Source organism: Pseudomonas sp. PKS (assembly GCF_051913525.1).
Classification (GTDB): Bacteria; Pseudomonadota; Gammaproteobacteria; order Pseudomonadales; family Pseudomonadaceae; genus Aquipseudomonas; species Aquipseudomonas guariconensis_D.
In genome coordinates, this window is the sequence record NZ_JBEGDO010000007.1 from 69,854 (window position 1) to 93,975 (window position 24,122).

Here is a 24,122-nt window from a genome sequence, read left to right on the forward strand (position 1 = left end):
TTAAGCGGTTACAGGGCCTTGCTTTCCTTGAAACAGCGCCTTGTAACTTGCCAGACTAGCGGCTGTTTCAGTCGCCCAGCGCTGTACCGTGGGATCTTGGCTGCTGAACAGATGGCTTGATAATAAATTCTGGAGCATTACGCATGAAGAAAATGGGCAAGACGTTGCTGGCCGCGGCCCTGATGGGTGCCATGGCTACCGCTGTTCAGGCTGACGACAAGACGCTGCACGTCTACAACTGGTCCGACTACATCGCGCCGGACACCATCGCCAACTTCGAGAAGCAGACCGGCATCAAGGTGGTCTACGACGTCTTCGACAGCAACGAGACCCTGGAAGCCAAGCTGCTGGCCGGCAAATCCGGCTACGACGTGGTCGTGCCGTCGAACAACTTCCTGGCCAAGCAGATCAAGGCGGGTGTCTACCAGGAGCTGGACCGCTCGAAGCTGCCGAACTGGAAGAACCTGGACGAAGACCTGCTCAAGGCCGTGGGTGATGCCAGCGACCCGGGCAACAAGCACGCCTTCCCGTACATGTGGGGCTCGATCGGCATCGGCTACAACCCTGAGAAGGTCAAGGCTGCGCTGGGCGTGGACAAGATCGATTCGTGGGACGCCGTGTTCAAGCCTGAGAACATCGCCAAGCTCAAGAGCTGCGGCGTGAGCTTCCTGGACGCGCCGACCGAAATGATCCCGGCGGCATTGCACTACCTGGGCAAACCGTCCAACAGCACCGACAAGAAAGACCTGAAGGCTGCCGAAGACCTGTTCCTGAGCATTCGTCCTTCGATCACCTACTTCCACTCTTCCAAGTACATCTCTGACCTGGCCAACGGCAACATCTGCGTGGCTGTCGGCTACTCGGGCGACCTGGAGCAATCCAAGGCCCGTGCCCACGAAGCCGGCGACAAGGTCAAGCTGAGCTACGTCATTCCGAAGGAAGGCGCCGGTACCTTCTACGACATGGTCGCCATTCCGAAGGATGCCGAAAACGTCGAAGCCGCCTACAAGTTCATGGACTTCCTGATGCAACCGGAAGTCATGGCGGGCATCACCAATGCCGTGCGCTTCCCGAACGGCAACAAGGCGGCGACTCCACTGGTGGACAAGGAAATCACCAGCGACCCAAGCATCTACCCGCCGGCTGACGTGAAGAAGAAGCTGTACGCGATCGCTGACCCGGGAGCCAAGGCCCAGCGTGAGATCACCCGCAGCTGGACCAAGATCAAGTCGGGCAAGTAAGCCCGTCTCGAAGCCCTCTGGGCCGGGGTTTCCCGGCCCGGAAGGCGTGTAAGGCAATTTTGTTTGCGGCATCGATGCAGCGAAGGTAAGTTGCGCGCCGGTTTTGCGTGTACGGCGGCGTCGCCGTCACCCAGAGGCACTGATTGTGAGGACCATCCACTTGTCTATTTCCGTATTTCGCAAGGCCATGATGGCTGGAGCGGGTCTGACGCTGGCATTCGGCGTCCAAGCAGCGCCCACGGTGCATATCTACAACTGGTCGGACTACATTGGCCCGACAACCCTCGCCGATTTCCAGAAGGCAACCGGCATCGAGGCCAAGTACGACGTCTTCGACTCCAACGAAACCTTGGAAGGCAAGCTGCTGGCCGGTCGCACCGGCTATGACGTGGTCGTGCCGTCCAACCATTTCCTGGGCAAGCAGATCAAGGCGGGCGCCTTCCAGAAGCTCGACCGCAGCCTGCTGCCGAATTATTCCAACCTGGACCCGGCACTGATGAAGCGCCTCGAGCGCAATGACCCGGGCAACCAGTACGCCGTGCCGTATCTGTGGGGCACCAACGGCATCGGTTACAACGTCGAGAAGGTCAAGGCGGTGCTGGGCACCGACAAGATCGACTCCTGGGCCGTGCTCTTCGAGCCCGAGAACATGAAGAAGCTCTCCCAGTGCGGCGTGGCCTTCCTGGACTCGGCCGACGAAATGCTGCCGGCCGTGCTCAACTACATGGGCCTGGACCCTAACAGCAGTAATCCCAGGGACTACCAGGCGGCTGAAAAGAAGCTCCTGGCCGTGCGTCCCTACGTGACCTACTTCCATTCCTCGAAATACATCACTGACCTGGCCAATGGCGATATCTGCGTCGCTGCCGGCTTCTCCGGTGATGTGTTCCAGGCCAAGGCCCGCGCCGAAGAGGCCGGCAAGGGCGTGAAACTGGCCTACGCCATTCCCAAGGAAGGCGGCAACCTCTGGTTCGATGTGCTGGCGATTCCCAAGGACGCCAGCAACGTCAAGGAGGCCCACGCCTTCATCAACTATCTGCTGAAACCTGAGGTCATCGCTCAGGTCAGCGATTATGTCGGTTACGCCAACCCGAACCCCAAGGCTGGCGACCTGATGGATCAGGCCGTGAGGACTGACGCTGCGGTCTACCCTCCGCAGGAAGTGCTGGACAAGATGTTCGTCAATGCTGAGTTGCCACCGAAGGTGCAACGTCTGATGACCCGTAGCTGGACCAAGGTCAAGTCGGGCAAGTAATCATCCAGACCCGCTACGTTCCCTGCCAAAACAGGTCGTGTGGGCATAAAAATCTTGTTGGGAGTTTCACTCATGGCAGTTGCCTCCGGTGCCTATAAAAAAGCCCTCGAGGGTGGCCAGCAACCCAAGCAGGTGCTGGTCAAAATCGACCGGGTCACAAAAAAGTTCGACGAAACGGTAGCCGTGGACGATGTGTCCCTGGAAATCCGCAAGGGTGAGATCTTCGCCTTGCTGGGTGGCTCCGGCTCCGGCAAGTCCACCTTGCTGCGTATGCTTGCCGGCTTCGAGCGTCCGACCGAAGGGCGGATCTTCCTCGATGGCGTCGACATCACCGACATGCCGCCCTACGAGCGGCCGATCAACATGATGTTCCAGTCCTACGCGCTGTTCCCGCACATGACCGTGGCGCAGAACATCGCCTTCGGCCTGCAGCAGGACAAGATGCCCAAGGCCGAGATCGACGCCCGCGTGGCCGAGATGCTCAAGCTGGTGCACATGACCCAGTACGCCAAGCGCAAGCCGCACCAGCTTTCCGGCGGCCAGCGCCAGCGTGTGGCCCTGGCCCGTTCGTTGGCCAAGCGTCCGAAGCTGCTGCTGCTGGACGAACCGATGGGCGCCCTGGACAAGAAACTGCGCTCGCAAATGCAGCTGGAGCTGGTTGAAATCATCGAGCGGGTCGGTGTGACCTGCGTGATGGTGACCCACGACCAGGAAGAGGCCATGACCATGGCCCAGCGCATCGCCATCATGCACCTGGGCTGGATCGCCCAGATCGGCAGCCCGGTGGACGTGTATGAGACCCCGACCAGCCGCCTGGTCTGCGAGTTCATCGGCAACGTCAACCTGTTCGACGGTGAAGTGGTCGAGGATGCCGAAGGCCATGCGCTGATCGCAAGCCATGAGCTCGAACGCAATATCTACGTGGGCCACGGTGTCACCACCTCGGTCGAAGACAAGCACATTACCTACGCCCTGCGTCCGGAAAAACTGCTGGTGACCTCCGAGCAGCCGACCTGCCAGTACAACTGGTCGCGTGGCAAGGTCCATGACATCGCCTACCTGGGTGGTCATTCGGTGTTCTACGTGGAGCTGCCGAGCGGGAAAGTGGTCCAGTCCTTCGTCGCCAACGCCGAGCGCCAGGGCACCCGCCCGACCTGGGGCGATGAAGTGTACGTCTGGTGGGAAGATGACAGCGGCGTGGTACTGCGCTCATGAACATTCGCAAGCTCAAGCGAGCATTCAACAAGGTCAAACCGGAGGGCCGCCATCTGGTGATCGGCGTCCCGTTCATCTGGCTGTTCCTGTTCTTCATGCTGCCGTTCTTCATCGTCCTGAAGATCAGCTTCGCTGAAGCCGACGTGGCGATCCCGCCCTACACGGAGATCTACAGCTACGTCGAGGACAAGATCCAGCTGGTGCTCAACCTGGCCAACTACGGCCTGTTGACCGAGGATGAACTGTACATCTCGGCCTACCTGGGCTCGCTGAAGATGGCCTTTTTCAGCACCCTTCTGTGCCTGTTGATCGGCTACCCGATGGCCTACGCCATTGCCAACGCCCGCAAGGAAACGCAGACGGTCCTGCTGCTGCTGATCATGATGCCGACCTGGACCGCGATCCTGATTCGCGTCTATGCGTGGATGGGCATCCTCAGCAACAACGGCCTGCTCAACAGCTTCTTGCTGTGGATCGGCTTGATCGACCAGCCGCTGCAGATCCTCAACACTAACCTGGCGGTATACATCGGTGTGGTCTATTCGTACCTGCCGTTCATGATCCTTCCGTTGTACGCGAACCTGGTCAAGCACGACCCGAGCCTGCTCGAGGCTGCAAGCGACCTGGGTTCGAGCACCTTCAACAGCTTCTGGAAGATCACCGTGCCGCTGTCGAAGAACGGCATCATCGCTGGCTGCATGCTGGTGTTCATCCCGGTGGTGGGTGAGTTCGTGATTCCTGAACTGCTCGGCGGCCCGGAAACCCTGATGATCGGCAAGGTGCTGTGGCAGGAATTCTTCAACAACCGTGACTGGCCGGTGGCATCCGCCCTGGCGGTGGTGATGCTGGCGATCCTGATCGTGCCCATCCTGCTGTTCAACCGCAGCCAGGCCAAAGAAATGGAGGGCAGAGCATGAAGCGCTTCGGTTTCTCCAAGCTGATGCTGGTGCTCGGCTTGCTGTTCATCTACCTGCCGATGCTGATCCTGGTGATCTACTCGTTCAACGCCTCCAAGCTGGTGACGGTCTGGGGCGGCTGGTCGGTGAAGTGGTACGTCGGCCTGCTCGACAACAGCCAGTTGATGGGCTCGGTGATGCGCTCGCTGGAGATCGCCTGCTACACCGCGATCGCCGCGGTGGCCCTGGGTACCCTGGCCGCCTTCGTGCTGACCCGGGTGACCCGCTTCAAGGGCCGTACCCTGTTCGGGGGCCTGGTAACAGCGCCCCTGGTGATGCCCGAGGTGATCACCGGTCTGTCGCTGCTGCTGCTGTTCGTGGCCATGGCGCAGATGATCGGCTGGCCGCAGGAGCGGGGCATCGTCACCATCTGGATCGCCCACACCACCTTCTGCGCAGCCTATGTGGCGGTGGTGGTGTCGGCGCGCCTGCGTGAGCTGGACCTGTCCATCGAAGAAGCTGCCATGGACCTGGGCGCCAAGCCGTGGAAGGTTTTCTTCCTGATCACCATCCCGATGATCGCGCCATCGCTGGCGGCGGGCGGCATGATGTCCTTCGCCCTGTCGCTGGATGACCTGGTACTGGCCAGCTTCGTGTCCGGCCCAGGCTCGACCACCTTGCCGATGGAAGTGTTCTCCGCCGTGCGCCTTGGCGTGAAGCCGGAGATCAACGCCGTGGCCAGCCTGATCCTGCTGTCGGTGTCGCTGGTGACCTTCCTGGTGTGGTACTTCAGCCGCCAGGCCGAAGAGCGTCGTCGCAAGGCTATCCAGCAAGCCATCGAAGAGGGCGCCGCGGCGAACGTTTCGCAGCCGCAGGTCAAGCGTCCGGTTCAGGCCACCGCGTCGGTCTGATCCACCCGGGGGCCGCTTTGCGGCCCTTCGCGGGTAAATCCGCTCCTACAGGGGCTGGCATGCCTCGATAGAGGCGAACGACTCAGTCTTGCGGGAGCGGGCTCGCCTGTGAACACCGGCGAAGCCGATGCCAGACATCGGTGCGCTCCGTGAGAGCGACCCGCTCAATCCGGCCAGTTCCAGGCCGGCTCATCGAGCATTCCCTGCCCAGCCATCAATATCAGCCCCGGATCTTTATCCAGGCGGATCGAGGGGCAGTTTTCGTCTTCCTCCAGTGTCGCCACCTGTCAGGGACAGGGCGAGTCATATCGATCTGCTCGGTTCTGGCAGACGAGGCAGATTGTTTTCCTTGTCCTGTGAGGGGGCAGTCTCCCTGACCTGTATGCCGAAGTTTTGATGGATCTGCGTCAGTGCCAGTTGCGCGAGCCTGATCTACGCTTTCACTCGCGTCCCTCAATCCACTTGGCACAAGCAAGGAGCCTGCATGACGTTAGCGCGTCCGCTCATGGTCGTTTGCCTGGGGCTGCTGTCCATGCTGTCGGGCTGTAGCAAGGAAGAGTCGAAAGCCGAACTCCCCAGGGTGGGTGTAATCCAGGTCAAACCTACCGATTTTGCCGCCAGGGTGACCCTGACCGGCGATGTCCAGGCACGGGTGCAGACCGACCTGTCGTTCAGGGTCGGGGGCAAGATCATTTCCCGGAGCGTGGATGTAGGCGATCACGTCAAGGCCAACCAAGTGTTGGCGCGCCTGGACCCCAAGGACCTGCAGAACAACGTCGATTCGGCCAAGGCCGAAGTGTTCGCTGCCCAGGCGCGGGTCACCCAGACCAGCGCGGCCTTCGTGCGTCAGCAAAAGCTGCTGCCCAAGGGCTATACCAGCCAGAGCGAGTACGACTCCGCCCAGGCGTCGCTGCGCAGCGACCAGAGTGCGCTCAAGGCTGCCCAGGCGCAGTTGGCCGATGCCCAGGAGCAGTTGAGTTATACCGCGCTGGTGTCAGAGGCCGACGGGGTGATCACCGAGCGTCAGGCCGAGGTCGGCCAGGTGGTGCAGGCGACCATGCCGATCTTCAGCCTCGCCCGCGATGGCGACCGCGATGCAGTGTTCAACGTGTATGAGTCCCTGCTGGTGGCGCCGCCGAGCGATGCAGGCGTCATCGTCAGTCTCCTGGACGATCCGAAGATCCAGGCGCAAGGGTTTGTCCGGGAAATCACGCCGACTGTCTCCGCGCAAAGTGGCACGGTGCAGGTCAAGGTGGGTTTGCGCAACGTACCTCCCGGTATGCAGCTGGGAGCGCCGGTCACCGCCACCACCAATGCCCAGGGACGGCCGAGTGTCGAACTGCCCTGGTCAGCCTTGACCAAGGCGTTGCACGAGCCGGCGGTCTGGGTGGTGGGCGAAGGGGACAAGGTCGAATTGCGCAAGATCGAGGTCACACGTTACCTGACCGGCAAGATCGTGGTCGCCAGCGGCCTGAAGAGTGGTGAAACCGTCGTGGTCAGTGGTGGGCAATTGCTGCACCCGAACATGCAGGTGCACAAGATCGATGCCAAGGACGGGGGAGGGGCGCCATGAAGCGCGTGCTGCTTTTGTTGCCGGCCGGCCTGCTGCTGGCCGCCTGCTCCAGCGAGGAGCAAGCCCCCGAGCCGATCCGGCCGGTGCTGTCGATGACCGTCGAACCCCAGGTGCAGTCGCAGTTGGGGCGCTTTGCGGGCAGCATCCAGGCCCGCTTCGAAAGCACGCTGGGGTTTCGTGTGTCCGGGCGTATCGCCCGACGCTGGCTGGACGTCGGCGCCCAGGTAAAGCCCGGCGATACGTTGGCCACCCTCGATCCGACCGATCAGCAGAACCAGCTGCGCGCTGCCGAAGGCGACCTGGCCAAGGTGCAAGCGCAGTGGATCAACGCCCAGGCTGACGCACGGCGGCAACAGCAACTGTTTGATCGAGGCGTAGGCGCCCAGGCGCAACTGGACATCGCCCAGACTAACCTCAAGACCACCGGCGCTGCGCTCGAACAAGCCCGTTCGGCAGTGAGCCAGGCCCGTGACCAGCTCGACTACAGCACGCTGCGCAGCGACCACGCCGCCGTCATCACCGCCTGGCAGGCCGAGGCCGGGCAGACCGTGACGGCCGGGCAGGCCGTGGTCACCCTGGCCCGACCGGACGTCAAGGAAGCGGTGATCGACCTGCCGATCGGTCTGGCCGAGCAACTGAACAAAGGCCTGACGTTCACCGTCGCCTCGCAACTGGACCCCACCATCAACACCACCGCTACCTTGCGCGAGCTGGAGCCCCAGGCCGATGCCACGACGCGTACCCGTCGTGCGCGGCTGACCCTGGCCAGCACGCCGGCCGCCTTCCACCTGGGCACTGCCATCAGCGTCACCCTGAGCTCCGCGGTTTCGCCGCGCAGCCAGTTGCCGCTGAGCGCTTTACTCGAACGTGATGGCAAGACCCAGGTGTGGGTGATCGACCCGAAACAGAAGACCGTGGCCATCCGTGACGTCGCCCTGATCGAGCGCACGCAGGACAGCATCGTCCTGACGTCCGGCGTTCAGCCAGGCGAGCGGGTGGTCACAGCCGGCGTGAACAGCCTCAAGCCGGGCCAGAAGGTCACATTCGACGAGGATGCGCAATGAAAGGAAGCTTCAACCTGTCCGAATGGGCTCTCCGGCATCAATCGTTCGTCTGGTACCTGATGTTCGTCGGGCTGCTGATGGGGATCTTTTCGTACTTCAACCTGGGGCGTGAGGAAGACCCGTCCTTCACTATCAAGACCATGGTGATCCAGACCCGCTGGCCAGGGGCGACCCAGGACGAGACGCTGTACCAGGTGACCGACCGGATCGAGAAGAAGCTCGAGGAGCTCGACTCGCTCGATTACACCAAGAGCTATACCCGCCCTGGCGAGTCCACGGTCTACGTCTACCTGCGCGACACCACCAAGGCCAAGGACATCCCGGAAATCTGGTACCAGGTGCGCAAGAAGATCCAGGACATCCGCGGCCAGTTCCCCTCGGGCATCCAGGGGCCTGCCTTCAACGACGAATTCGGCGATGTGTTCGGTTCCATCTATGCCTTCACCGCCGATGGCCTGACCTTGCGCCAGCTGCGCGACTACGTGGAAGTGGCGCGGGCCGAAGTGCGCGATGTGCCCAACATCGGCAAGATCGAGCTGATAGGCACCCAGGACGAAGTGCTCTACCTGAACTTCTCCACCCGCAAGCTGGCGGCCCTGGGCATCGACCAGCGCCAGGTGATGCAGGCTTTGCAATCGCAGAACGCAGTCACCCCGGCGGGCGTGATCGAAGCGGGCCCCGAGCGCATCTCGGTGCGTACGACCGGGCAATTCGCCTCGGAAAAGGACCTGCAGACCGTCAACCTGCGGATCAACGACCGCTTCTTCCGCCTCGCGGATATCGCCGATATCGAACGAGGCTATGTCGATCCGCCTTCGCCGATGTTCCGCTATAACGGCCAAACGGCCATCGGCCTTGCGATCGGCATGAAGGCCGGTGGCAACATCCAGGTGTTTGGCGCCGCGCTGAAGAAGAAGATGGACAGCGTCGTCGCCGACCTGCCGGTGGGCGTGGGCGTGCACACCGTGTCCGACCAGGCCGTGGTGGTCAAGCAGGCGGTAGGCGGCTTCACCAGCGCGCTGTTCGAGGCGGTTGTGATCGTGCTGGGGGTGAGCTTCGTGAGCCTGGGCGTGCGCGCAGGTCTGGTGGTGGCGTGCTCGATCCCGCTGGTGCTGGCCATGGTGTTCGTGTTCATGGAGTACAGCGGCATCACCATGCAGCGGATCTCCCTCGGGGCGCTGATCATCGCCCTGGGCCTGTTGGTGGATGATGCGATGATCACGGTGGAGGTCATGGTCACGCGGCTCGAGATGGGCGAGAGCAAGGAGCAGGCGGCGACATTCGCCTACACCTCCACGGCCTTCCCCATGCTCACCGGCACGCTGGTGACCGTGGCCGGCTTCGTGCCGATCGGGCTCAACGCCAGCTCCGCGGGTGAATACACCTACACCTTGTTCGCCGTGATCGCGGTGGCGTTGCTGGTGTCTTGGGTGGTGGCGGTGTTCTTCGCGCCTGTGCTGGGCGTGCATATCCTGAGCAGCAGCAAGCTCAAGGCCCACGAGGCCGAACCCGGCCGCGTGGGGCGAGCGTTCGAGCACAGCCTGCTGTGGTGCATGCGTCATCGCTGGCTGACCATCATCGGCACGGTGCTGCTGTTTGTCCTGGCGCTGATCTGCGAGCGCTTCGTGCAGAACCAGTTCTTTCCCTCGTCCGACCGTCCCGAGATCCTGGTCGACCTGAACTTGCCCCAGAACGCCTCGATCGAGGAAACCCGCAAGGTCGTCGACCGGTTCGAGGCCAGGATCAAGGACGACCCGGACCTGGTGCGCTGGAGCACCTACATCGGCCAGGGGGCGATTCGCTTCTACCTGCCGCTGGATGCGCAATTGCAGAACCCCTACTACGCGCAGCTGGTGATCGTCAGCAAGGGCTTCGAAGAGCGCCAGGGCATGATGAAGCGCCTGGAGAAGATCCTGCGCGAAGAGTTCGTGGGTATCGGTACCAACGTCCAGTCGCTGGAAATGGGCCCGCCGGTGGGACGTCCGATCCAGTACCGGGTCAGTGGCAAGGACATCGACCAGGTGCGCAAGCATGCAATCGAGCTTGCCACCCTGCTCGACGCCAACGAGCACATCGGCGAGATGATCTACGACTGGAACGAGCCCGGTAAGGTGCTGCGCGTGGAGATCGCCCAGGACAAGGCGCGCCAGTTGGGGCTGTCGTCCGAGGACGTGGCCAATGTGATGAACAGCATCGTCAGCGGCACGCCGATCACCCAGGTCAACGACAACATCTACCTGATCAACGTGGTCGCCCGCGCCGAAGACAGCGAACGTGGCTCGCCCGATACCCTGCAGAACCTGCAGATCCTCACCCCCAACGGCACCTCGATCCCGCTGCTGGCCTTCGCCACCGTGCGCTACGAGCTGGAACAGCCCCTGGTATGGCGCCGCGACCGCAAGCCGACCATCACCATCAAGGCCTCGGTCAACGGCGACATCCAGCCCACCGACCTGGTGGCCCAGCTCAAGCCTGAGATCGACCAGTTCATCGACAAGCTGCCGGTCGGCTATGAAGTGGCCACTGGCGGTACGGTGGAAGAGAGCGCCAAGGCCCAGGGGCCGATTCGCAAGGTCATTCCGCTGATGCTGTTCCTCATGGCGACCTTCCTGATGATCCAGCTGCACAGCGTGCAGAAGCTGTTCCTGGTGGTCAGCGTGGCGCCGCTGGGGCTGATCGGCGTGGTGCTGGCGCTGGTGCCTACCGGCACGCCCATGGGCTTCGTGGCCATTCTCGGTATCCTGGCCCTGGCCGGCATCATCATCCGCAACTCGGTGATCCTGGTGACCCAGATCGACGAATTCGAGGCGCAAGGGCTCTCGCCCTGGGATGCCGTCGTGGAGGCGACCAACCACCGTCGCCGGCCGATCCTGCTCACCGCCGCGGCGGCGAGCCTTGGCATGATCCCGATCGCCCGGGAGGTGTTCTGGGGGCCGATGGCCTACGCGATGATTGGCGGCATCATCAGTGCAACGCTGCTGACGCTGTTGTTCCTGCCGGCGCTCTACGTGGCCTGGTACAAGATCCGCGAGCCGCAGACACAACGTTAGGGCACGCAACGGGTCTGCGGGAGCGGGTAAACCCGCTCCCGCAGACCCGTTGCCACCTTCGGAATCGGCGCGGAATTTTAGTTATATAAAAATTCTTAAACAGTATTTTTCAGAATAAATGCGCGTCTCTAAGATTGCCCTCAAGCCAGGCGCAATCACCTTCCTCTGCCCGGCACTTCATACCCAAGGAGAACGAGCATGAGTGCATCTGTGCGTAGCATCGACGGTCAGGACGAAACCACCATTCTGCGTGAGATCCAGAGCGCGCTGCGCGATCTGCGCTTCGGTGCGGTGGAGATCACCGTGCACAACGCCCAAGTCGTGCAGATCGAGCGCAAGGAGAAATTCCGCCTCCAGCAGCCAGGCAACAAGTCCGGCTGATACCGCCCCCTCTAACAAACTAGAAAAATGCCAATCGGGAGCTTCACCATGTCCATCCGCCGTTATGCGCTTGCCGCTCTGGCCAGTGCCGTTTTTGCCGGTTCCGCGATCGCCAAGGACTACGAACTGCTGAACGTGTCCTACGACCCGACCCGCGAGCTGTACCAGCAGTACAACGCCGAGTTCATCAAGCACTGGCAGGCCGCTCATCCCGGCGACAAGGTGAAGATCCAGCAATCCCATGGCGGCTCGGGCAAGCAGGCCCGTGCGGTGATCGATGGCCTGCGCGCCGACGTGGTGACCCTGGCCCTGGCCGGCGACATCGATGAAGTGGCCAAGCTCGGCAAGAGCCTGCCGCAGGACTGGCAGAAACGCCTGCCTGAGGCCAGCACGCCCTACACGTCCACCATCGTGTTCCTGGTGCGCAAGGGTAACCCCAAGGGCATCAAGGACTGGGGCGACCTGATCAAGAAAGACGTCTCGGTCATCACCCCCAACCCCAAGACCTCCGGCGGCGCCCGCTGGAACTTCCTCGCCGCCTGGGCCTATGGCCTGAAGACCGGCGGTAGCGAAGACAAAGCCAAGGCGTACGTTCAGGAGCTGTTCAAGCATGTGCCGGTACTCGATACCGGCGCCCGTGGCTCGACCATCACCTTCGTCAACAACGGCCAGGGCGATGTGTTGCTGGCGTGGGAGAACGAAGCGTTCCTGGCCCTGAAGGAAGACGGTGGCAGCGACAAGTTCGAGATCGTCGTGCCGTCCCTGTCGATCCTTGCCGAGCCACCGGTGGCCGTGGTCGACAAGAACGCCGAGAAAAAGGGCAATACCGAGATCGCCACCGAGTACCTCAAGCACCTGTACAGCCCGGCCGGCCAGAAGATTGCCGCCGAGAACTTCTACCGCCCGCGTGACGAAAAAGTCGCTGCCGAGTTCGGCAAGCAGTTCCCGAAACTGGAGCTGGTGACCATCGACAAGGACTTCGGTGGCTGGAAGACTGCACAGCCCAAGTTCTTTAACGATGGTGGTGTGTTCGATCAGATTTATCAGGCACAGTGATCGGCCATGAAAACCAGCGGGGCTGCGGTGCGGCCCCGAGAAGCAACACCCTTCAGTAGCCTGCACCAGCCCGGGATCACGCCCGGGCTTCGTGCGTTCAACCAGGGAACTTTATGTCACGTCGTATTTCCCCCGTCATACCCGGCTTCGGGCTGACACTGGGCTACACCTTGGTGTATCTCAGCCTGATTGTGCTCATACCGCTGGCCGCCATGTTCGTGCATGCCGCGCAGCTCACCTGGGAACAGTTCTGGAGTATCGTCAGCGCGCCACGGGTTCTGGCCGCGCTCAAACTGAGCTTCGGCACCGCCCTGTTCGCCGCCCTCATCAACGGTGTGATCGGCACCCTGCTGGCCTGGGTGCTGGTGCGCTACAGCTTTCCCGGCCGCAAGATCATCGACGCGATGATCGACCTGCCGTTCGCCCTGCCCACCGCTGTGGCGGGTATCGCCTTGACCGCCCTGTATGCGCCGGCCGGCTGGGTCGGGCAGTTCGCGACCGACCTGGGCTTCAAGATCGCCTACACCCCACTGGGCATCACCCTGGCGCTGACCTTCGTCACCCTGCCGTTCGTGGTGCGCACGGTGCAGCCGGTGCTGGCCGATATCCCGCGTGAAGTCGAAGAGGCCGCTGCCTGCCTGGGTGCCAAGCCGCTGCAGGTGTTCCGCCACGTGCTGGCCCCGGCGTTGCTGCCGGCCTGGCTGACCGGCTTCGCCCTGGCGTTCGCCAGGGGCGTGGGCGAGTATGGGTCGGTGATCTTCATCGCCGGCAACATGCCGATGAAGACCGAGATCCTGCCGTTGCTGATCATGGTCAAGCTCGACCAGTACGATTACACCGGTGCCACCGCCATTGGCGTGCTGATGCTGGTGGTTTCCTTCATCCTGCTGCTGCTGATCAACCTGTTGCAGCGGCGCATCGAAACCCCTTGAAGGAGGCCCGGTAATGTCTTCGTCATCCCTTGGCGCAGCGGCCGCCGCCAACGCCGCCCGCCGTGGCAGCGCCACCTCAAGGCGTGTGCTGATCGGCCTGGCCTGGCTGGTGTTCGCGCTGTTCCTGTTGCTGCCGCTGTTCATCGTCGTGTCCCAGGCCCTGAAGAATGGCTTTGGCACGTTCTTCGAGGCCATCTTCGAGCCCGACGCCCTGTCGGCGCTGAAGCTCACCCTGTTCGCCGTGGTCATCTCGGTGCCGCTGAACCTGGTGTTCGGCGTCAGCGCCGCCTGGTGCGTGAGCAAGTACACCTTCCGCGGCAAGAGCCTGCTGGTGACCCTGATCGATCTGCCGTTCTCGGTCTCGCCGGTGATCGCCGGCCTGGTCTATGTGCTGATGTTCGGGGCCCAGGGCCTGTTCGGCCCCTGGCTGCAGGACCACGACATCCAGATCGTGTTCGCCCTGCCGGGCATTGTGCTGGCGACCATCTTCGTCACTGTGCCTTTCGTGGCCCGAGAGCTGATCCCGCTGATGCAGGAGCAGGGCACCCAGGAGGAGGAGGCCGCGCGCCTGCTAGGCGCCAACGGCTGGCAGATGTTCTGGCACGTGACGCTGCCGAACATCAAATGGGGCCTGATCTACGGCGTGGTGCTGTGCACCGCGCGGGCCATGGGTGAGTTCGGCGCCGTGTCGGTGGTGTCCGGGCATATCCGCGGCGTCACCAACACCTTGCCGCTGCACGTGGAGATCCTCTACAACGAGTACAACCATGTCGCGGCCTTCAGCGTGGCCAGCCTGCTGCTGATCCTGGCGCTCTTCATCCTGCTGCTCAAGCAGTGGAGCGAGAACCGTATTAACCGCCTGCGCCACAGCGCCGCGGAGGAATGATTCATGTCGATCGAAGTTCGTAACGTCAGCAAGCGCTTCAACGCCTTCCAGGCCCTGGACAACATCAACCTGGATATCAACAGCGGCGAGCTGGTGGCCCTGCTGGGCCCGTCCGGCTGCGGCAAGACCACCCTGCTGCGCATCATCGCCGGCCTGGAAACGCCCGACCAGGGCAATATCGTGTTCCATGGCGAGGACGTGTCCGGCCATGACGTGCGTGATCGCAACGTCGGTTTCGTATTCCAGCACTACGCGTTGTTCCGCCACATGAGTGTGTTCGACAACGTCGCCTTCGGCCTGCGCATGAAGCCCAAGGGTGAACGCCCGAGCGAGAGCAAGATCGCCGAGAAAGTGCATGAGCTGCTGAACATGGTGCAGCTGGACTGGTTGTCCGACCGCTACCCTGAGCAGCTGTCCGGCGGCCAGCGCCAGCGTATCGCCCTGGCCCGTGCCCTGGCCGTGGAGCCCAAGGTGCTGCTGCTCGATGAGCCTTTCGGTGCGCTGGACGCCAAGGTACGCAAGGAGCTGCGCCGTTGGTTGGCGCGCCTGCACGAGGACATCAACCTGACCTCGGTATTCGTCACCCACGACCAGGAAGAAGCCATGGAAGTGGCGGACCGCATCGTGGTGATGAACAAGGGTGTGATCGAGCAGATCGGCTCGCCGGGCGAGGTGTATGAACACCCTGCCAACGACTTCGTCTACCACTTCCTGGGCGACTCCAACCGCCTGAGCCTGAGCGAGGGGCAGCATGTGCTGTTCCGTCCGCACGAAGTGTCGCTGTCGCGCCATGAGACCGAAGGCCACCAGGCTGCCGAAGTGCGCGACATCCGGCCACTGGGGGCGACCACGCGTGTCACCTTGAAGGTGCCGGGGCAGAGCGAGTTGATCGAGGCGGAAGTGGTCAAGGATCATGACAGCCTGACGGGGCTGGCGCGAGGGGAGACGTTGTTCTTCCGGCCCAAGGTCTGGCAGAAGGTGGCGGACATCTGAGCCATCGCGCACACCAATAACCCGGGCATCGTCCCGGGTTTTTTTGGACTGCAGGAATCTGTGGGAGCGGGTTTACCCGCGGCTGCGAGGTGAATAGGCGAGCGTATTCGACGAGTGAACCCGCTCCCAGAGGGATTGTGCAGACCGGATCTGTGCGTCAGGTCCATGCCTTGTCGCTATATTTCGTATGCCGGGCAGGCATCGGTTTTTCGGAGCACTGCTGCAGCCCTTGAGCGACGCGGCCTGGGCGTAACCATAGGTTCTCTATATTCAAAAAAGATCTATTTTTAATTTTAAATATTACTTTCTGGGATAAGCCTTCGCGCCCGATGATTCAGCCATGAATCACGCCCCCAGGGAGTTCTATCGATGGGTAATGTCCAGACGGCCGTCAGGGCCTACGACCAGCCATGGCGTCCGGCATCGGGCGACCTGGTCGAGCTTGGACGCACGCTTCGCCTGCCATTGGGCAAACTGCGCCTGCAGCGCACGCCCGTCAGTGGCCTCAAGCGTCGCGACACGCTGGCGCTAGGGCTGCTGGTGTTGGCCCTGCATGGCGCTGCGGCCTACTGGATCAGCCAGGCGCCGACACCGGTGCTGCCCGTGGTACCCCCACAGATTCCGCCGATGACCATCGAGTTCGCCGCGCCCGCACCGCCTGCGGTCGAGCCTCCCCCACCGGCTCCGGCGCCGCCGGTGGTCGAGCCGCCACCCTCCCCAGTGGTGGATGAGCTGGCGGCTAAGCCTGCGCCAAAACCAGTACCCAAGCCCAAGCCGAAACCTGCGCCCAAGCCTGTGGCCAAGCCGCAGCCCAAGCCCGTCGAGACGCCGCCCGCGCCACCCGTGGCAGCTCCCGCGCCCGTGGCTCCACCGGCACCGGTGACGCCACCTTCGGCCAGCGCCGCCTACTTGAAGAACCCCGCGCCGCAATACCCACAAATGGCCCATCGCCGGGGCTGGGAGGGTTCGGTGCTGCTGCGTGTCGAGGTGCTCGCCAGCGGTAAGCCTGGGCAGATCCAGATCCAGAAGAGCAGCGGTCGCCAGGTGCTGGATGACGCGGCCCTCGCCGCAGTGAAGCGCTGGAGCTTCGTGCCGGCCAAGCAGGGCGAGGTGGCCCAGGTTGGCTGGGTCAGCGTGCCGATCGATTTCAAGCTTCGTTAATTTGCGCCCATCGACGTACATAGGAAGACTTCATCATGAGCCTGTTGGCATCCCCACTCGAATCCGTTGAAAGCGCCGTCATCTGGTTGCTGGTTGGTTTTTCCGTGGCCACCTGGGCGTTGGCCTTGGTCAAGGTCGTGCAGTTCGTGCGCCTGAAGCATCAGGACCGGCGCTTCCATGAGCAGTTCTGGGCGGCCTCGAGCCTCGATGCAGCGGCCCAGCCCAGCCACGATCTGCCCGGTCCCGCCGCCCGGGTGGCCCAGGCAGGCTACGCCGCGATTGCCGTCGGGGAGCCGGGCCAGGCCAATGACCTGAGCCATGCCATCAATCACCAGGACCGTCTGGAGCGCGCGCTGCGTCAGCAGATCGTGCGTGAACGCCGCTCCCTGGAAACGGGCCTGGCAGTGGTCGCCAGTATCGGCAGCACCTCGCCTTTCATCGGCCTGTTCGGCACCGTGTGGGGCATCATGGAGGCGCTCAAGGGCATCAGCGCGGCAGGTTCGGCGAGCCTTGAAACCGTGGCCGGGCCGATCGGCGCGGCGCTGGTGGCCACCGGTGTCGGTATCGCCGTCGCGGTGCCTGCGGTGCTGGTCTACAACTACTTCCTGCGCCGTCTCAAGCTGACCGCCGCCGACCTCGACGATTTCGCCCATGACTTCTACAGCCTGGCGCAGAAGAGTGCCTTCCGCGTACTGGTACACCCTGCGGTGCACAAAGCCCAGGCAGGATTCACCCAACCAGTGAAGGAGGCTTCCTGATATGGCCTTCTCGACCCAGGACAGCGACGAAGTCCTCAGTGAAATCAACGTCACGCCCTTGGTGGACGTCATGCTGGTGCTGTTGGTGGTGTTCATCGTCACCGCGCCGCTGCTGACCAACGCCATCCCCATCAACCTGCCCAAGACCGAGGCCGTGGCCCCGGTCGAGCAGAAGGACCCGCTGGTGGTGAGCATCGATGGCAGCGGCAAGCTGTTCATCAACAAGGACGAGATCCAGCCCGATCTGCTGGAAACCAACCTCAAGGACGCCAAGGCCAAGGACGCCGAGTTGCGCGTCCAGCTGCAGGCCGACGATGGCGTCAATTACGGCGAAGTGGCGCGGGCCATGGCTGCCATCGAACGCGCCGGGATCAGCAAGCTGGCGGTGATCACCGCGCGCTGACCGGCAACCCCTCTTCAGGCAAGTGCTTCAGGGCCATTTTCCTTGGCAGGGGATGGCCCTTTTTTTTTGGTTGCACGTTTTGAGCTTCAAGCGGCAAGAGGACACGAGTTAGCGACTTGAAGCTTGTCATTTAAAACTAAAGGATATTAATAAATAGCTTCTTATTCCTTTACTGATATAAACGTCTCCTCAATACTTGTCCCAAGCACGCAAACTTCCAGGAGGCGTCCCCATGCGCAATGAGTCGATCCGTTACCTGATTGTGCCGGGCTGGCAAGGATCGCCAGACAACCATTGGCAAAGTCACTGGCAGCGCAGTCTGCCCAACAGCGTCCGGGTCGAGCAGCGCGACTGGCTCACGCCACAGCGGCGCGACTGGGTCCAGGCGCTGGAGCAGGCGATCGCCGCCGAACGCTCGCCGGTGATCTTGATCGCCCATAGTCTGGGCTGCATCACCGTCGCTCATTGGGCCGCCCAGGCCCACCCGGCCTTGCTGCGCCAAGTGCGCGGCGCGTTGCTGGTGGCTCCGGCGGATGTCGAGCGGCCCACCTGCTCGCCCGCGCTGTGCAATTTCGCACCGATCCCGCTGCAGCCGCTGCCATTCCCGAGTCAGGTGGTCAGTTCGGACAACGACCCGGCTGTCAGTGTACCGCGTGCATTGCACCTGGCACGGGCCTGGGGCGCCGAGGCGGGGCTGCTGGCCAATGCCGGGCATATCAACGTCAAGTCCGGCCATGAACGCTGGGAGCAAGGCTTCGCCTACCTCTATCGCCTGCAAGGCCGTATCGAACAGCGGGCCTTGCGCCGCGCCTGATCCGCGAACCGTTCACGTACACCAAGTCGCCCGGCCGGCAACGGCCTCGGGCGGGAGCGCGTCATGACCCTTCACAACACTTTCGGTCAGCCTTTACTGACCTTCCCCGAGCAAGACAAAAGCCCATTGAGCATCCGCGCCAAGGCGCTGGTGTTCATCGACCCCCGTTCGCAACAGCTGCGCGATGCCCTGGAGCGCCTGGCACCGCAACCGGTGCCGGTGCTGATCCGCGGCGAGACCGGTACCGGCAAGGAACTGCTGGCCCGCCAGGTCCATCGGGCCAGCGACCGCAGTGGGCTGTTCGTCTCGGTGAGTTGCGCGGCGATCAGCCCGACCTATGCCGATGCCGAGTTGTTCGGCTACAGCGCCGGCACCCTGGGGGGGACCGCCAGCGGCCGGGCGGGCTGGTTCGGTTCGGCCAACGGCGGCACCTTGTATCTGGACGAGATCGCCGACCTGCCGCTGGCGATCCAGGGCAAGCTTCTGGCGGCGCTGGAAAACCGCGAAGTCACCCGCGTCGGCGCCCAGCGGCCACAGCCGGTGGATGTGCGCTTGGTCGCGGCGTCCAGCATCGACCTGGCCCAGGCCGTGCGTGCGGGGCGCTTCAACGAGCGACTCTACCTCTACCTGCGCGAAGGCCAGCTGGAGCTGCCGGCGCTGCGCGAGCGGGTGGGGGACATCCTGCCGCTGGCCGAATACTTCGTCGGAATCTACAGCGTACGCCTGGGCGTACCGGTGCCGCTGATCAGCGAAGCCGCCCAGCAGGCCCTTGAGGCCCATGCCTGGCCCGGCAATACCCGCGAGCTGGAAAACGTCATCCACTTTGCCCTGTTGGTGAGCGAGGCCGGGGAAATCCTCCCGCAGCACCTGGACCTGCCCGACACCACGCCGCTGGCCAGCCTGGCGCGTCAACTCGCGCAACTGGGCCAGAGCCAGGAGCTGCAAACGAAATCGGCGCTGCGCCAATTGCTGGCTTCGACGTTGGCGAGCCTGGGGTAAACCCTGTGCTAGAGCGGGTAACCGTTGGTCAGAAGCGAATGCGGTAATGGCAATTTGTTTTGGTTATAAGCGGCTAAGCAAAAGATATTGTTCCGGAATAAAAATTCCCGGTATCGTCCGCTTCACGCCCCCATTCAAAGGGTGGGCACCGACTTCGCCATCATCAATGGCTCCAGCTTGATAACAAGGATCACCATGAAAAAAACTCTGCTGACCACTGCCCTGGCCGCTGCCCTGTCGCTGGCCGGTTTCGCCAACGCCGCCGAGAAGCTGGTCGTGGCTGCTACCCCCGTACCCCACGCCGAGATCCTCGAACTGATCAAGCCAACCCTGGCCAAGGAAGGCGTGGACCTGCAGATCAAGGTCTTCACCGACTACGTCCAGCCTAACGTGCAGGTCGACCAGAAGCGTTTGGACGCCAACTACTTCCAGACCCTGCCGTACCTGAAGAACTTCAACGAAGGCAAGGGTACTCACCTGGAAACCGTGATCGGCGTACACGTCGAGCCGTTCGGTGGCTACTCCAAGAAGGTCAAGAGCCTGGCTGAGCTCAAGGACGGCGCCACTGTCGCCATCCCCAACGAAGGCAGCAACAGTGGCCGCGCGCTGATCCTGCTGCAGAAGGCAGGCCTGATCACCCTGAAAGATCCGAAGAATGCCCTGGCCACGCCCAAGGACATCGCCGAGAACCCTAAAAACCTGAAGTTCCGCGAGCTGGAATCGGCCATGCTGCCGCGCGTACTCGATCAGGTCGACCTGGACATGATCAACACCAACTACGCCCTGGAAGCCGGTCTGAACCCGGCCAAGGACGCCCTGGTGATCGAAGGCAGCGACTCGCCGTACGTGAACTTCCTGGTTGCCCGCCCGGACAACAAGGACAGCGAGGCCATCCAGAAGCTCGCCAAAGCCCTGACCAGCCCGCAGGTGAAGGAGTTCATCGCCATGAAGTACAGCGGTGCGGTGCTGCCGGCGTTCTGATCTTCACGCCTGGCAAAGAAAAAACGCCGACGCATATTTGCGTCGGCGTTTTCGTTTATGCCCCCGATTTGGCCAGCGCCCGACGCAAGGCCAGGAGCCATTGAAGTTGCTCGTTCGAAACGGGTGGGCAGGCGCTGTTCATCGGGGGAGTCCTGAAGGCTGTCTGAATGCCCTTTGAGAGGCCATCGACAGGAAAGATCCCAGGCCAGGACGAAATTTCCGGGCCCGCCGACGAAGGGTGCGCGTTGCGGCCGATCGCAGGCTTGGCCTGCGCCCATCGCCGCCTCGGCGATTTCAGCTGTTGCGCGGCAACCAGTTCAACAGAAACTCATTCACCACCTGCGGGTTCTCGAGGCTCGAGATGTGCCCTGCGAACGGAATCTGCGCTGCCAGGCAGCCGATCAGTCGGGCCATTTCGTTGGACTCTGCCGGTGGCCGGGGAATGTCCTGGTCGCCACACAGCACGATAGTACGTTCACCTGGCAGATCGCCCAGTCGCATCAGCAGGTCTGGCCGGCCGAAAATCACCCGGCCCATCGGCTCGAGGCTTTCCCGGATCACCTGGGCGCTGCTGGCCTTGAGCTGGGCGCGAAACTGCTCACGGATCTCGGGCACCGTCTGGCCGCCGGCATGGAAGAAGATCGGCACGACGATGTCGAGCAGGGCATCGCTGAACCCGCCCGCCGTGCTCGCGGCATCGAGCAGGCCGAAGTATTTCAGGCGGGTGGCGTCCGGCTCGGCGCCGAGGTAGGTGTCCATCAATACCAGGCGGTCGATGCGCTGGGGATGCTCGATGGCCAGTTGCGCGCCCCACATGCCGCCGACCGACAGGCCGACCAGATGGCATTTCGGGATATCCAGGGCATCGAGCAATGCCAGGTGCTGGCGGGCCAGCGCGCTCATGTCGGTGGTGGTGGACGGTGGCGCTGCGGAGTCGCCGTGGCCCCAAAGCTCGGGCACGATCACCCGGTAGTGTTTCGACAGCGCCTCGATCTGCGGCTGCCACATGGCCGCCGACCACAGGTAGCTGTGGCCCAGCAGTACGGGGAAACCTTGGCCGTGGTCGACATAGCTCATACGGGCGCCGTCGATTTCAATGAAGTGCTTGTGCATCGGGATCCTCGGGAGCGGATTGAAGGTCATGGCTCGGGCCGTCACTGTACCGGCAGCAATCGCAAGGTGCTTTGCGCTGGAATCACACCCATCTGCGCCCGTTGATAACGCCCATGGATGTAATCATCGGCCTGGTCGCCATAGTGCCGGTCGAACAGTACACCGCTCTGGCCTACCGGGTTGATGGTCAGGGCCGCGCCGGGATCTGCGAAATCGATCAGGCGCCGGGTTGAGGGGCCGTAGTTGACTGCCCAGGGCGCCGGACCGATCTTCGCCGAGAGGTTGTTGGGCACCTCATGGGTACCGGGCGCGGCGAAGGGGCCGACGTTGAACAGCAGGTTCAGTGGCTTCTTCACTCCCAGCGGGTGGTTGTGGGTCAGGGTGTGGGCCTTGCCCCATTGCCAGCGGGCCGGGTCCTTGCCGAACGTCTCGCGCAGGTGCGCGAGGCTGCGCTGCCAGGCCAGCTTGACGATGGCGGTGCGGTCGGTGTGTTCGCTGGCGCCGCGTAGCGCCCACCAAGGCGACTCGGGATCAGCGGCCAGGCGCGGCAGGGCTGCATCGATGACGCGGGTGTTGATCAGGACCGGGAACCAGGTATCTCCCAGTTCGTCGTGCAGGGCCGCGAAGGCCAGTTCGTACAGGAACTGGTTGAACAGGGTCGCACTGGTCGAGTCCAGCGGGTAGTCGCCCCGCCAGGCGGCCAATTGTTCCACCAGTTCCTTCTCCTGCTCGCCCTGAGCGATGGCGCGCAAAGTGCCCAGCAGCGGTGCCAAGGTGCGTGGGCCGTAGTCGGTGGCGGTATCGAGCTGCAAAGCTTGGGTGTTTTGGGTGTCCCACTGGATGCCTGGCGCGGCCAGGTGTCGGTCGAGCTGGCGACCGCGGTCGGGCAGGTTGTAGTAGCCAGGGACCGGCACGACGGCCGGAGGCTGGAAGTTGGCCGAGACGATGTAGCCGCTGGCAGGGTTCTCTTGCTGCGGGTTCACGCTGAACGGGTAGAAGCCGGGTTTGTCGGCCTGGGACGTGCTGCCATCGAGAATGAACGACGGATTGACCCCTTCTGGGCGCACCGGCAATTGCGCCGCTGCCCACCAGCCGATGTCGCCCCGGCCATTGGCCCAGACAAGGTTCAGGCCGGGGGCGTGGATCTTCGCTGCCGCGTCGCGCATCTTGACCAGGGTATCGGCGCGGTTGACCTGGTAGAAGCCGTCGAGCAGGGGGTTGTCGGTTTCCAGGAATGCCCACCACATGGCAATCGGCCTAGGCCCGGCGGTGGCGCCGATCACATCGTTGACGATCGGGCCGTGGGGCGAGCGACGCAGGGTGATGGAGGCAGGGGCCTGGCCTTTGACAGCGATCTGCTGCTCGACTTTTTCCAGCGGCTGCCACCTGCCATCGACCCTGACCTGTTCGGCGTTGTTCGGGTTGACCTGCTCGGCGATCAGGTCCACGTCGTCGTTCTGGAACATGGTCAGGCTCCAGCCGAAGTCGAGGTTGTGGCCGAGCAGGGCGAAGGGGTTGAGCGCCTGGAAGTAGCCATACAGGTTGAACCCCGGTGCCGACAGTTCGGCCTCGTACCACACTGCCGGGACGGCAAAGCCAATGTGTGGATCGCCGGCCAGCAATGGGCGGCCGCTGCGCGTGCGGGTGCCAGACACGGCCCAGGCGTTGCTGCCTTCGAACTGAGGGATGCCCGCCTCGCCCAAGGCGTCGTGACTCAAGCGTGCCAACTGCTCCAGGCTGCGCCAGTCCGCGGCGGCCAGGGGCGCGGCCAGGGCGCCGTCCGGTTGCCAGTCGAGGTCGAAGACCTTCAGGTACTGGGGGCCGAGCTGATCGCGGATGTAGGTCAGCGCAGGCTCGGTGCGAAAGGCGGCGGCGAAACTGTATGCCAGGTAGCCGGCGATGCTGAGCGTGTCCTCGGCGGTGAAGGGGCGTGGGTTGATGCCCAGCAGGTCGAACTCCATGGGCTTGGGGTGGCTGGCCTGCCATTGGTTGACCCCGTCCAGATAGGCCTGCAACGCCTGCCAGGCCGGCGACTGCTTGTCCTGGCGCTGGGCCATGCGTGTGGCCTGTTCGCGGATGCGCAGGCTACGGAACAGGGTGTCGGTGGGGATCAGGTCGGCGCCCAGCACTTCGGCCAGTTCTCCGCGGGCCAGGCGCCGCAGGATCTCCATCTGGAACAGCCGATCCTGGGCATGCACATAGCCCAGTGCTCGGTACAGGTCAGACTCGTTCTGCGCCTGCAGGTGAGGAACGCCCCGAGCGTCGTAGCGTACGCTGACCGGCGCCTCAAGGCCGGCAACACTCACCTGGCCCTCGCGCTGTGGCTGCTTGCCTTCCACGTACCAGTAACCGGCGCCCACAGCAGCGGCAATCACCACTGCCAGCAGGGTCAGGCTGCGCTTCATCAAGACTCCTTGTGCATTCGAGCGAAAAGTGTGGT

The 24,122-nt window shown here is 63.1% G+C and carries 21 protein-coding genes; 19 read left to right on the forward strand and 2 right to left on the reverse strand.

From position 1 onward, the window contains the following. The first annotated feature begins 143 nt into the window (after window positions 1–143). From ABOA88_RS09665 to ABOA88_RS09755, 19 genes are all read left to right on the forward strand, one after another. Window positions 144–1,241 (forward strand): polyamine ABC transporter substrate-binding protein, encoded by a 1,098-nt coding sequence (locus ABOA88_RS09665; RefSeq protein ID WP_196170681.1) that lies wholly within the window; start codon window positions 144–146, stop codon window positions 1,239–1,241. A 160-nt stretch (window positions 1,242–1,401) separates the two neighbouring features. Continuing rightward, on the forward strand, window positions 1,402–2,496 hold the full coding sequence (locus ABOA88_RS09670; protein ID WP_196170680.1) for a polyamine ABC transporter substrate-binding protein: 1,095 nt from the start codon (window positions 1,402–1,404) through the stop codon (window positions 2,494–2,496). A 72-nt stretch (window positions 2,497–2,568) separates the two neighbouring features. Next, a complete protein-coding gene (locus tag ABOA88_RS09675; RefSeq protein ID WP_196170679.1) occupies window positions 2,569–3,711 on the forward strand; it encodes an ABC transporter ATP-binding protein in 1,143 nt (380 codons plus the stop codon). After that, window positions 3,708–4,628, forward strand: coding sequence for an ABC transporter permease subunit (locus ABOA88_RS09680; RefSeq protein WP_070571777.1), 921 nt, complete (start codon window positions 3,708–3,710; stop codon window positions 4,626–4,628). The genes ABOA88_RS09675 and ABOA88_RS09680 overlap by 4 nt, the downstream gene beginning before the upstream one ends. Beyond that, a complete protein-coding gene (locus tag ABOA88_RS09685; RefSeq protein WP_043211529.1) occupies window positions 4,625–5,518 on the forward strand; it encodes an ABC transporter permease subunit in 894 nt (297 codons plus the stop codon). Before ABOA88_RS09680 ends, ABOA88_RS09685 begins: the two co-directional genes overlap by 4 nt. Before the next feature lie 484 nt (window positions 5,519–6,002). Further along, entirely contained in the window at window positions 6,003–7,091 is a 1,089-nt protein-coding gene (locus ABOA88_RS09690) for an efflux RND transporter periplasmic adaptor subunit (RefSeq protein ID WP_070571774.1), read from the forward strand. Further along, the gene (locus tag ABOA88_RS09695) at window positions 7,088–8,155 is read left to right on the forward strand and encodes an efflux RND transporter periplasmic adaptor subunit (protein ID WP_196170678.1); all 1,068 of its coding nucleotides are present in this window, start codon (window positions 7,088–7,090) and stop codon (window positions 8,153–8,155) included. The genes ABOA88_RS09690 and ABOA88_RS09695 overlap by 4 nt, the downstream gene beginning before the upstream one ends. Continuing rightward, on the forward strand, window positions 8,152–11,205 hold the full coding sequence (locus ABOA88_RS09700; RefSeq protein WP_070571772.1) for an efflux RND transporter permease subunit: 3,054 nt from the start codon (window positions 8,152–8,154) through the stop codon (window positions 11,203–11,205). The genes ABOA88_RS09695 and ABOA88_RS09700 overlap by 4 nt, the downstream gene beginning before the upstream one ends. Window positions 11,206–11,403: 198 nt before the next feature. After that, complete coding sequence (gene oscA / locus ABOA88_RS09705; RefSeq protein ID WP_043211521.1) at window positions 11,404–11,586, forward strand: sulfur starvation response protein OscA; 183 nt, start codon at window positions 11,404–11,406, stop codon at window positions 11,584–11,586. Window positions 11,587–11,634: 48 nt separating this feature from the next. Then, window positions 11,635–12,642, forward strand: a complete 1,008-nt coding sequence (locus ABOA88_RS09710) for a sulfate ABC transporter substrate-binding protein (protein WP_043211519.1) — start codon at window positions 11,635–11,637, stop codon at window positions 12,640–12,642. A gap of 113 nt (window positions 12,643–12,755) precedes the next feature. After that, entirely contained in the window at window positions 12,756–13,574 is an 819-nt protein-coding gene (gene cysT / locus ABOA88_RS09715; RefSeq protein WP_043211517.1) for a sulfate ABC transporter permease subunit CysT, read from the forward strand. Between the two features lie 13 nt (window positions 13,575–13,587). Further along, window positions 13,588–14,460, forward strand: coding sequence for a sulfate ABC transporter permease subunit CysW (gene cysW, locus ABOA88_RS09720; RefSeq protein WP_196162340.1), 873 nt, complete (start codon window positions 13,588–13,590; stop codon window positions 14,458–14,460). Between the two features lie 3 nt (window positions 14,461–14,463). After that, window positions 14,464–15,453, forward strand: coding sequence for a sulfate/molybdate ABC transporter ATP-binding protein (locus tag ABOA88_RS09725; protein WP_196170676.1), 990 nt, complete (start codon window positions 14,464–14,466; stop codon window positions 15,451–15,453). A gap of 369 nt (window positions 15,454–15,822) precedes the next feature. Further along, complete coding sequence (locus tag ABOA88_RS09730) at window positions 15,823–16,614, forward strand: energy transducer TonB (RefSeq protein ID WP_196170675.1); 792 nt, start codon at window positions 15,823–15,825, stop codon at window positions 16,612–16,614. Between the two features lie 35 nt (window positions 16,615–16,649). Beyond that, entirely contained in the window at window positions 16,650–17,372 is a 723-nt protein-coding gene (locus ABOA88_RS09735; protein WP_196170674.1) for a MotA/TolQ/ExbB proton channel family protein, read from the forward strand. 1 nt (window position 17,373) lies between these two features. After that, complete coding sequence (locus tag ABOA88_RS09740; RefSeq protein ID WP_043211507.1) at window positions 17,374–17,775, forward strand: ExbD/TolR family protein; 402 nt, start codon at window positions 17,374–17,376, stop codon at window positions 17,773–17,775. A 232-nt stretch (window positions 17,776–18,007) separates the two neighbouring features. After that, window positions 18,008–18,589, forward strand: a complete 582-nt coding sequence (locus ABOA88_RS09745) for an alpha/beta hydrolase (RefSeq protein WP_196170673.1) — start codon at window positions 18,008–18,010, stop codon at window positions 18,587–18,589. A 63-nt stretch (window positions 18,590–18,652) separates the two neighbouring features. Further along, complete coding sequence (locus ABOA88_RS09750; RefSeq protein ID WP_196170672.1) at window positions 18,653–19,588, forward strand: sigma 54-interacting transcriptional regulator; 936 nt, start codon at window positions 18,653–18,655, stop codon at window positions 19,586–19,588. Window positions 19,589–19,783: 195 nt separating this feature from the next. Then, a complete protein-coding gene (locus ABOA88_RS09755; RefSeq protein ID WP_367851495.1) occupies window positions 19,784–20,569 on the forward strand; it encodes a MetQ/NlpA family ABC transporter substrate-binding protein in 786 nt (261 codons plus the stop codon). Between the two features lie 294 nt (window positions 20,570–20,863). Here the strand turns inward: ABOA88_RS09755 and ABOA88_RS09760 are convergent, their stop codons facing one another. Both ABOA88_RS09760 and ABOA88_RS09765 read right to left on the reverse strand, forming a co-directional pair. After that, entirely contained in the window at window positions 20,864–21,682 is an 819-nt protein-coding gene (locus ABOA88_RS09760; protein WP_367851496.1) for an alpha/beta fold hydrolase, read from the reverse strand. 41 nt (window positions 21,683–21,723) lie between these two features. Continuing rightward, window positions 21,724–24,087 carry a penicillin acylase family protein gene (locus ABOA88_RS09765; protein ID WP_367851497.1) on the reverse strand — a complete coding sequence of 788 codons (2,364 nt, stop codon included), beginning with the start codon at window positions 24,085–24,087 and terminating at the stop codon, window positions 21,724–21,726. Window positions 24,088–24,122 lie beyond the last annotated feature (35 nt).

Excerpts from the sequence above, each read along its gene's own strand:
- ABOA88_RS09665 (WP_196170681.1), top strand. The coding sequence starts at position 144 with ATGAAGAAAATGGGCAAGACGTTGCTGGCCGCGGCCCTGATGGGTGCC.
- ABOA88_RS09675 (WP_196170679.1), top strand. The coding sequence starts at position 2,569 with ATGGCAGTTGCCTCCGGTGCCTATAAAAAAGCCCTCGAGGGTGGCCAG.
- ABOA88_RS09680 (WP_070571777.1), top strand. The coding sequence starts at position 3,708 with ATGAACATTCGCAAGCTCAAGCGAGCATTCAACAAGGTCAAACCGGAG.
- ABOA88_RS09685 (WP_043211529.1), top strand. The coding sequence starts at position 4,625 with ATGAAGCGCTTCGGTTTCTCCAAGCTGATGCTGGTGCTCGGCTTGCTG.
- ABOA88_RS09690 (WP_070571774.1), top strand. The coding sequence starts at position 6,003 with ATGACGTTAGCGCGTCCGCTCATGGTCGTTTGCCTGGGGCTGCTGTCC.
- ABOA88_RS09695 (WP_196170678.1), top strand. The coding sequence starts at position 7,088 with ATGAAGCGCGTGCTGCTTTTGTTGCCGGCCGGCCTGCTGCTGGCCGCC.
- ABOA88_RS09700 (WP_070571772.1), top strand. The coding sequence starts at position 8,152 with ATGAAAGGAAGCTTCAACCTGTCCGAATGGGCTCTCCGGCATCAATCG.
- oscA (WP_043211521.1), top strand. The coding sequence starts at position 11,404 with ATGAGTGCATCTGTGCGTAGCATCGACGGTCAGGACGAAACCACCATT.
- ABOA88_RS09710 (WP_043211519.1), top strand. The coding sequence starts at position 11,635 with ATGTCCATCCGCCGTTATGCGCTTGCCGCTCTGGCCAGTGCCGTTTTT.
- cysT (WP_043211517.1), top strand. The coding sequence starts at position 12,756 with ATGTCACGTCGTATTTCCCCCGTCATACCCGGCTTCGGGCTGACACTG.
- cysW (WP_196162340.1), top strand. The coding sequence starts at position 13,588 with ATGTCTTCGTCATCCCTTGGCGCAGCGGCCGCCGCCAACGCCGCCCGC.
- ABOA88_RS09725 (WP_196170676.1), top strand. The coding sequence starts at position 14,464 with ATGTCGATCGAAGTTCGTAACGTCAGCAAGCGCTTCAACGCCTTCCAG.
- ABOA88_RS09730 (WP_196170675.1), top strand. The coding sequence starts at position 15,823 with ATGGGTAATGTCCAGACGGCCGTCAGGGCCTACGACCAGCCATGGCGT.
- ABOA88_RS09735 (WP_196170674.1), top strand. The coding sequence starts at position 16,650 with ATGAGCCTGTTGGCATCCCCACTCGAATCCGTTGAAAGCGCCGTCATC.
- ABOA88_RS09740 (WP_043211507.1), top strand. The coding sequence starts at position 17,374 with ATGGCCTTCTCGACCCAGGACAGCGACGAAGTCCTCAGTGAAATCAAC.
- ABOA88_RS09745 (WP_196170673.1), top strand. The coding sequence starts at position 18,008 with ATGCGCAATGAGTCGATCCGTTACCTGATTGTGCCGGGCTGGCAAGGA.
- ABOA88_RS09750 (WP_196170672.1), top strand. The coding sequence starts at position 18,653 with ATGACCCTTCACAACACTTTCGGTCAGCCTTTACTGACCTTCCCCGAG.
- ABOA88_RS09755 (WP_367851495.1), top strand. The coding sequence starts at position 19,784 with ATGAAAAAAACTCTGCTGACCACTGCCCTGGCCGCTGCCCTGTCGCTG.
- ABOA88_RS09760 (WP_367851496.1), bottom strand. The coding sequence starts at position 21,682 with ATGCACAAGCACTTCATTGAAATCGACGGCGCCCGTATGAGCTATGTC.
- ABOA88_RS09765 (WP_367851497.1), bottom strand. The coding sequence starts at position 24,087 with ATGAAGCGCAGCCTGACCCTGCTGGCAGTGGTGATTGCCGCTGCTGTG.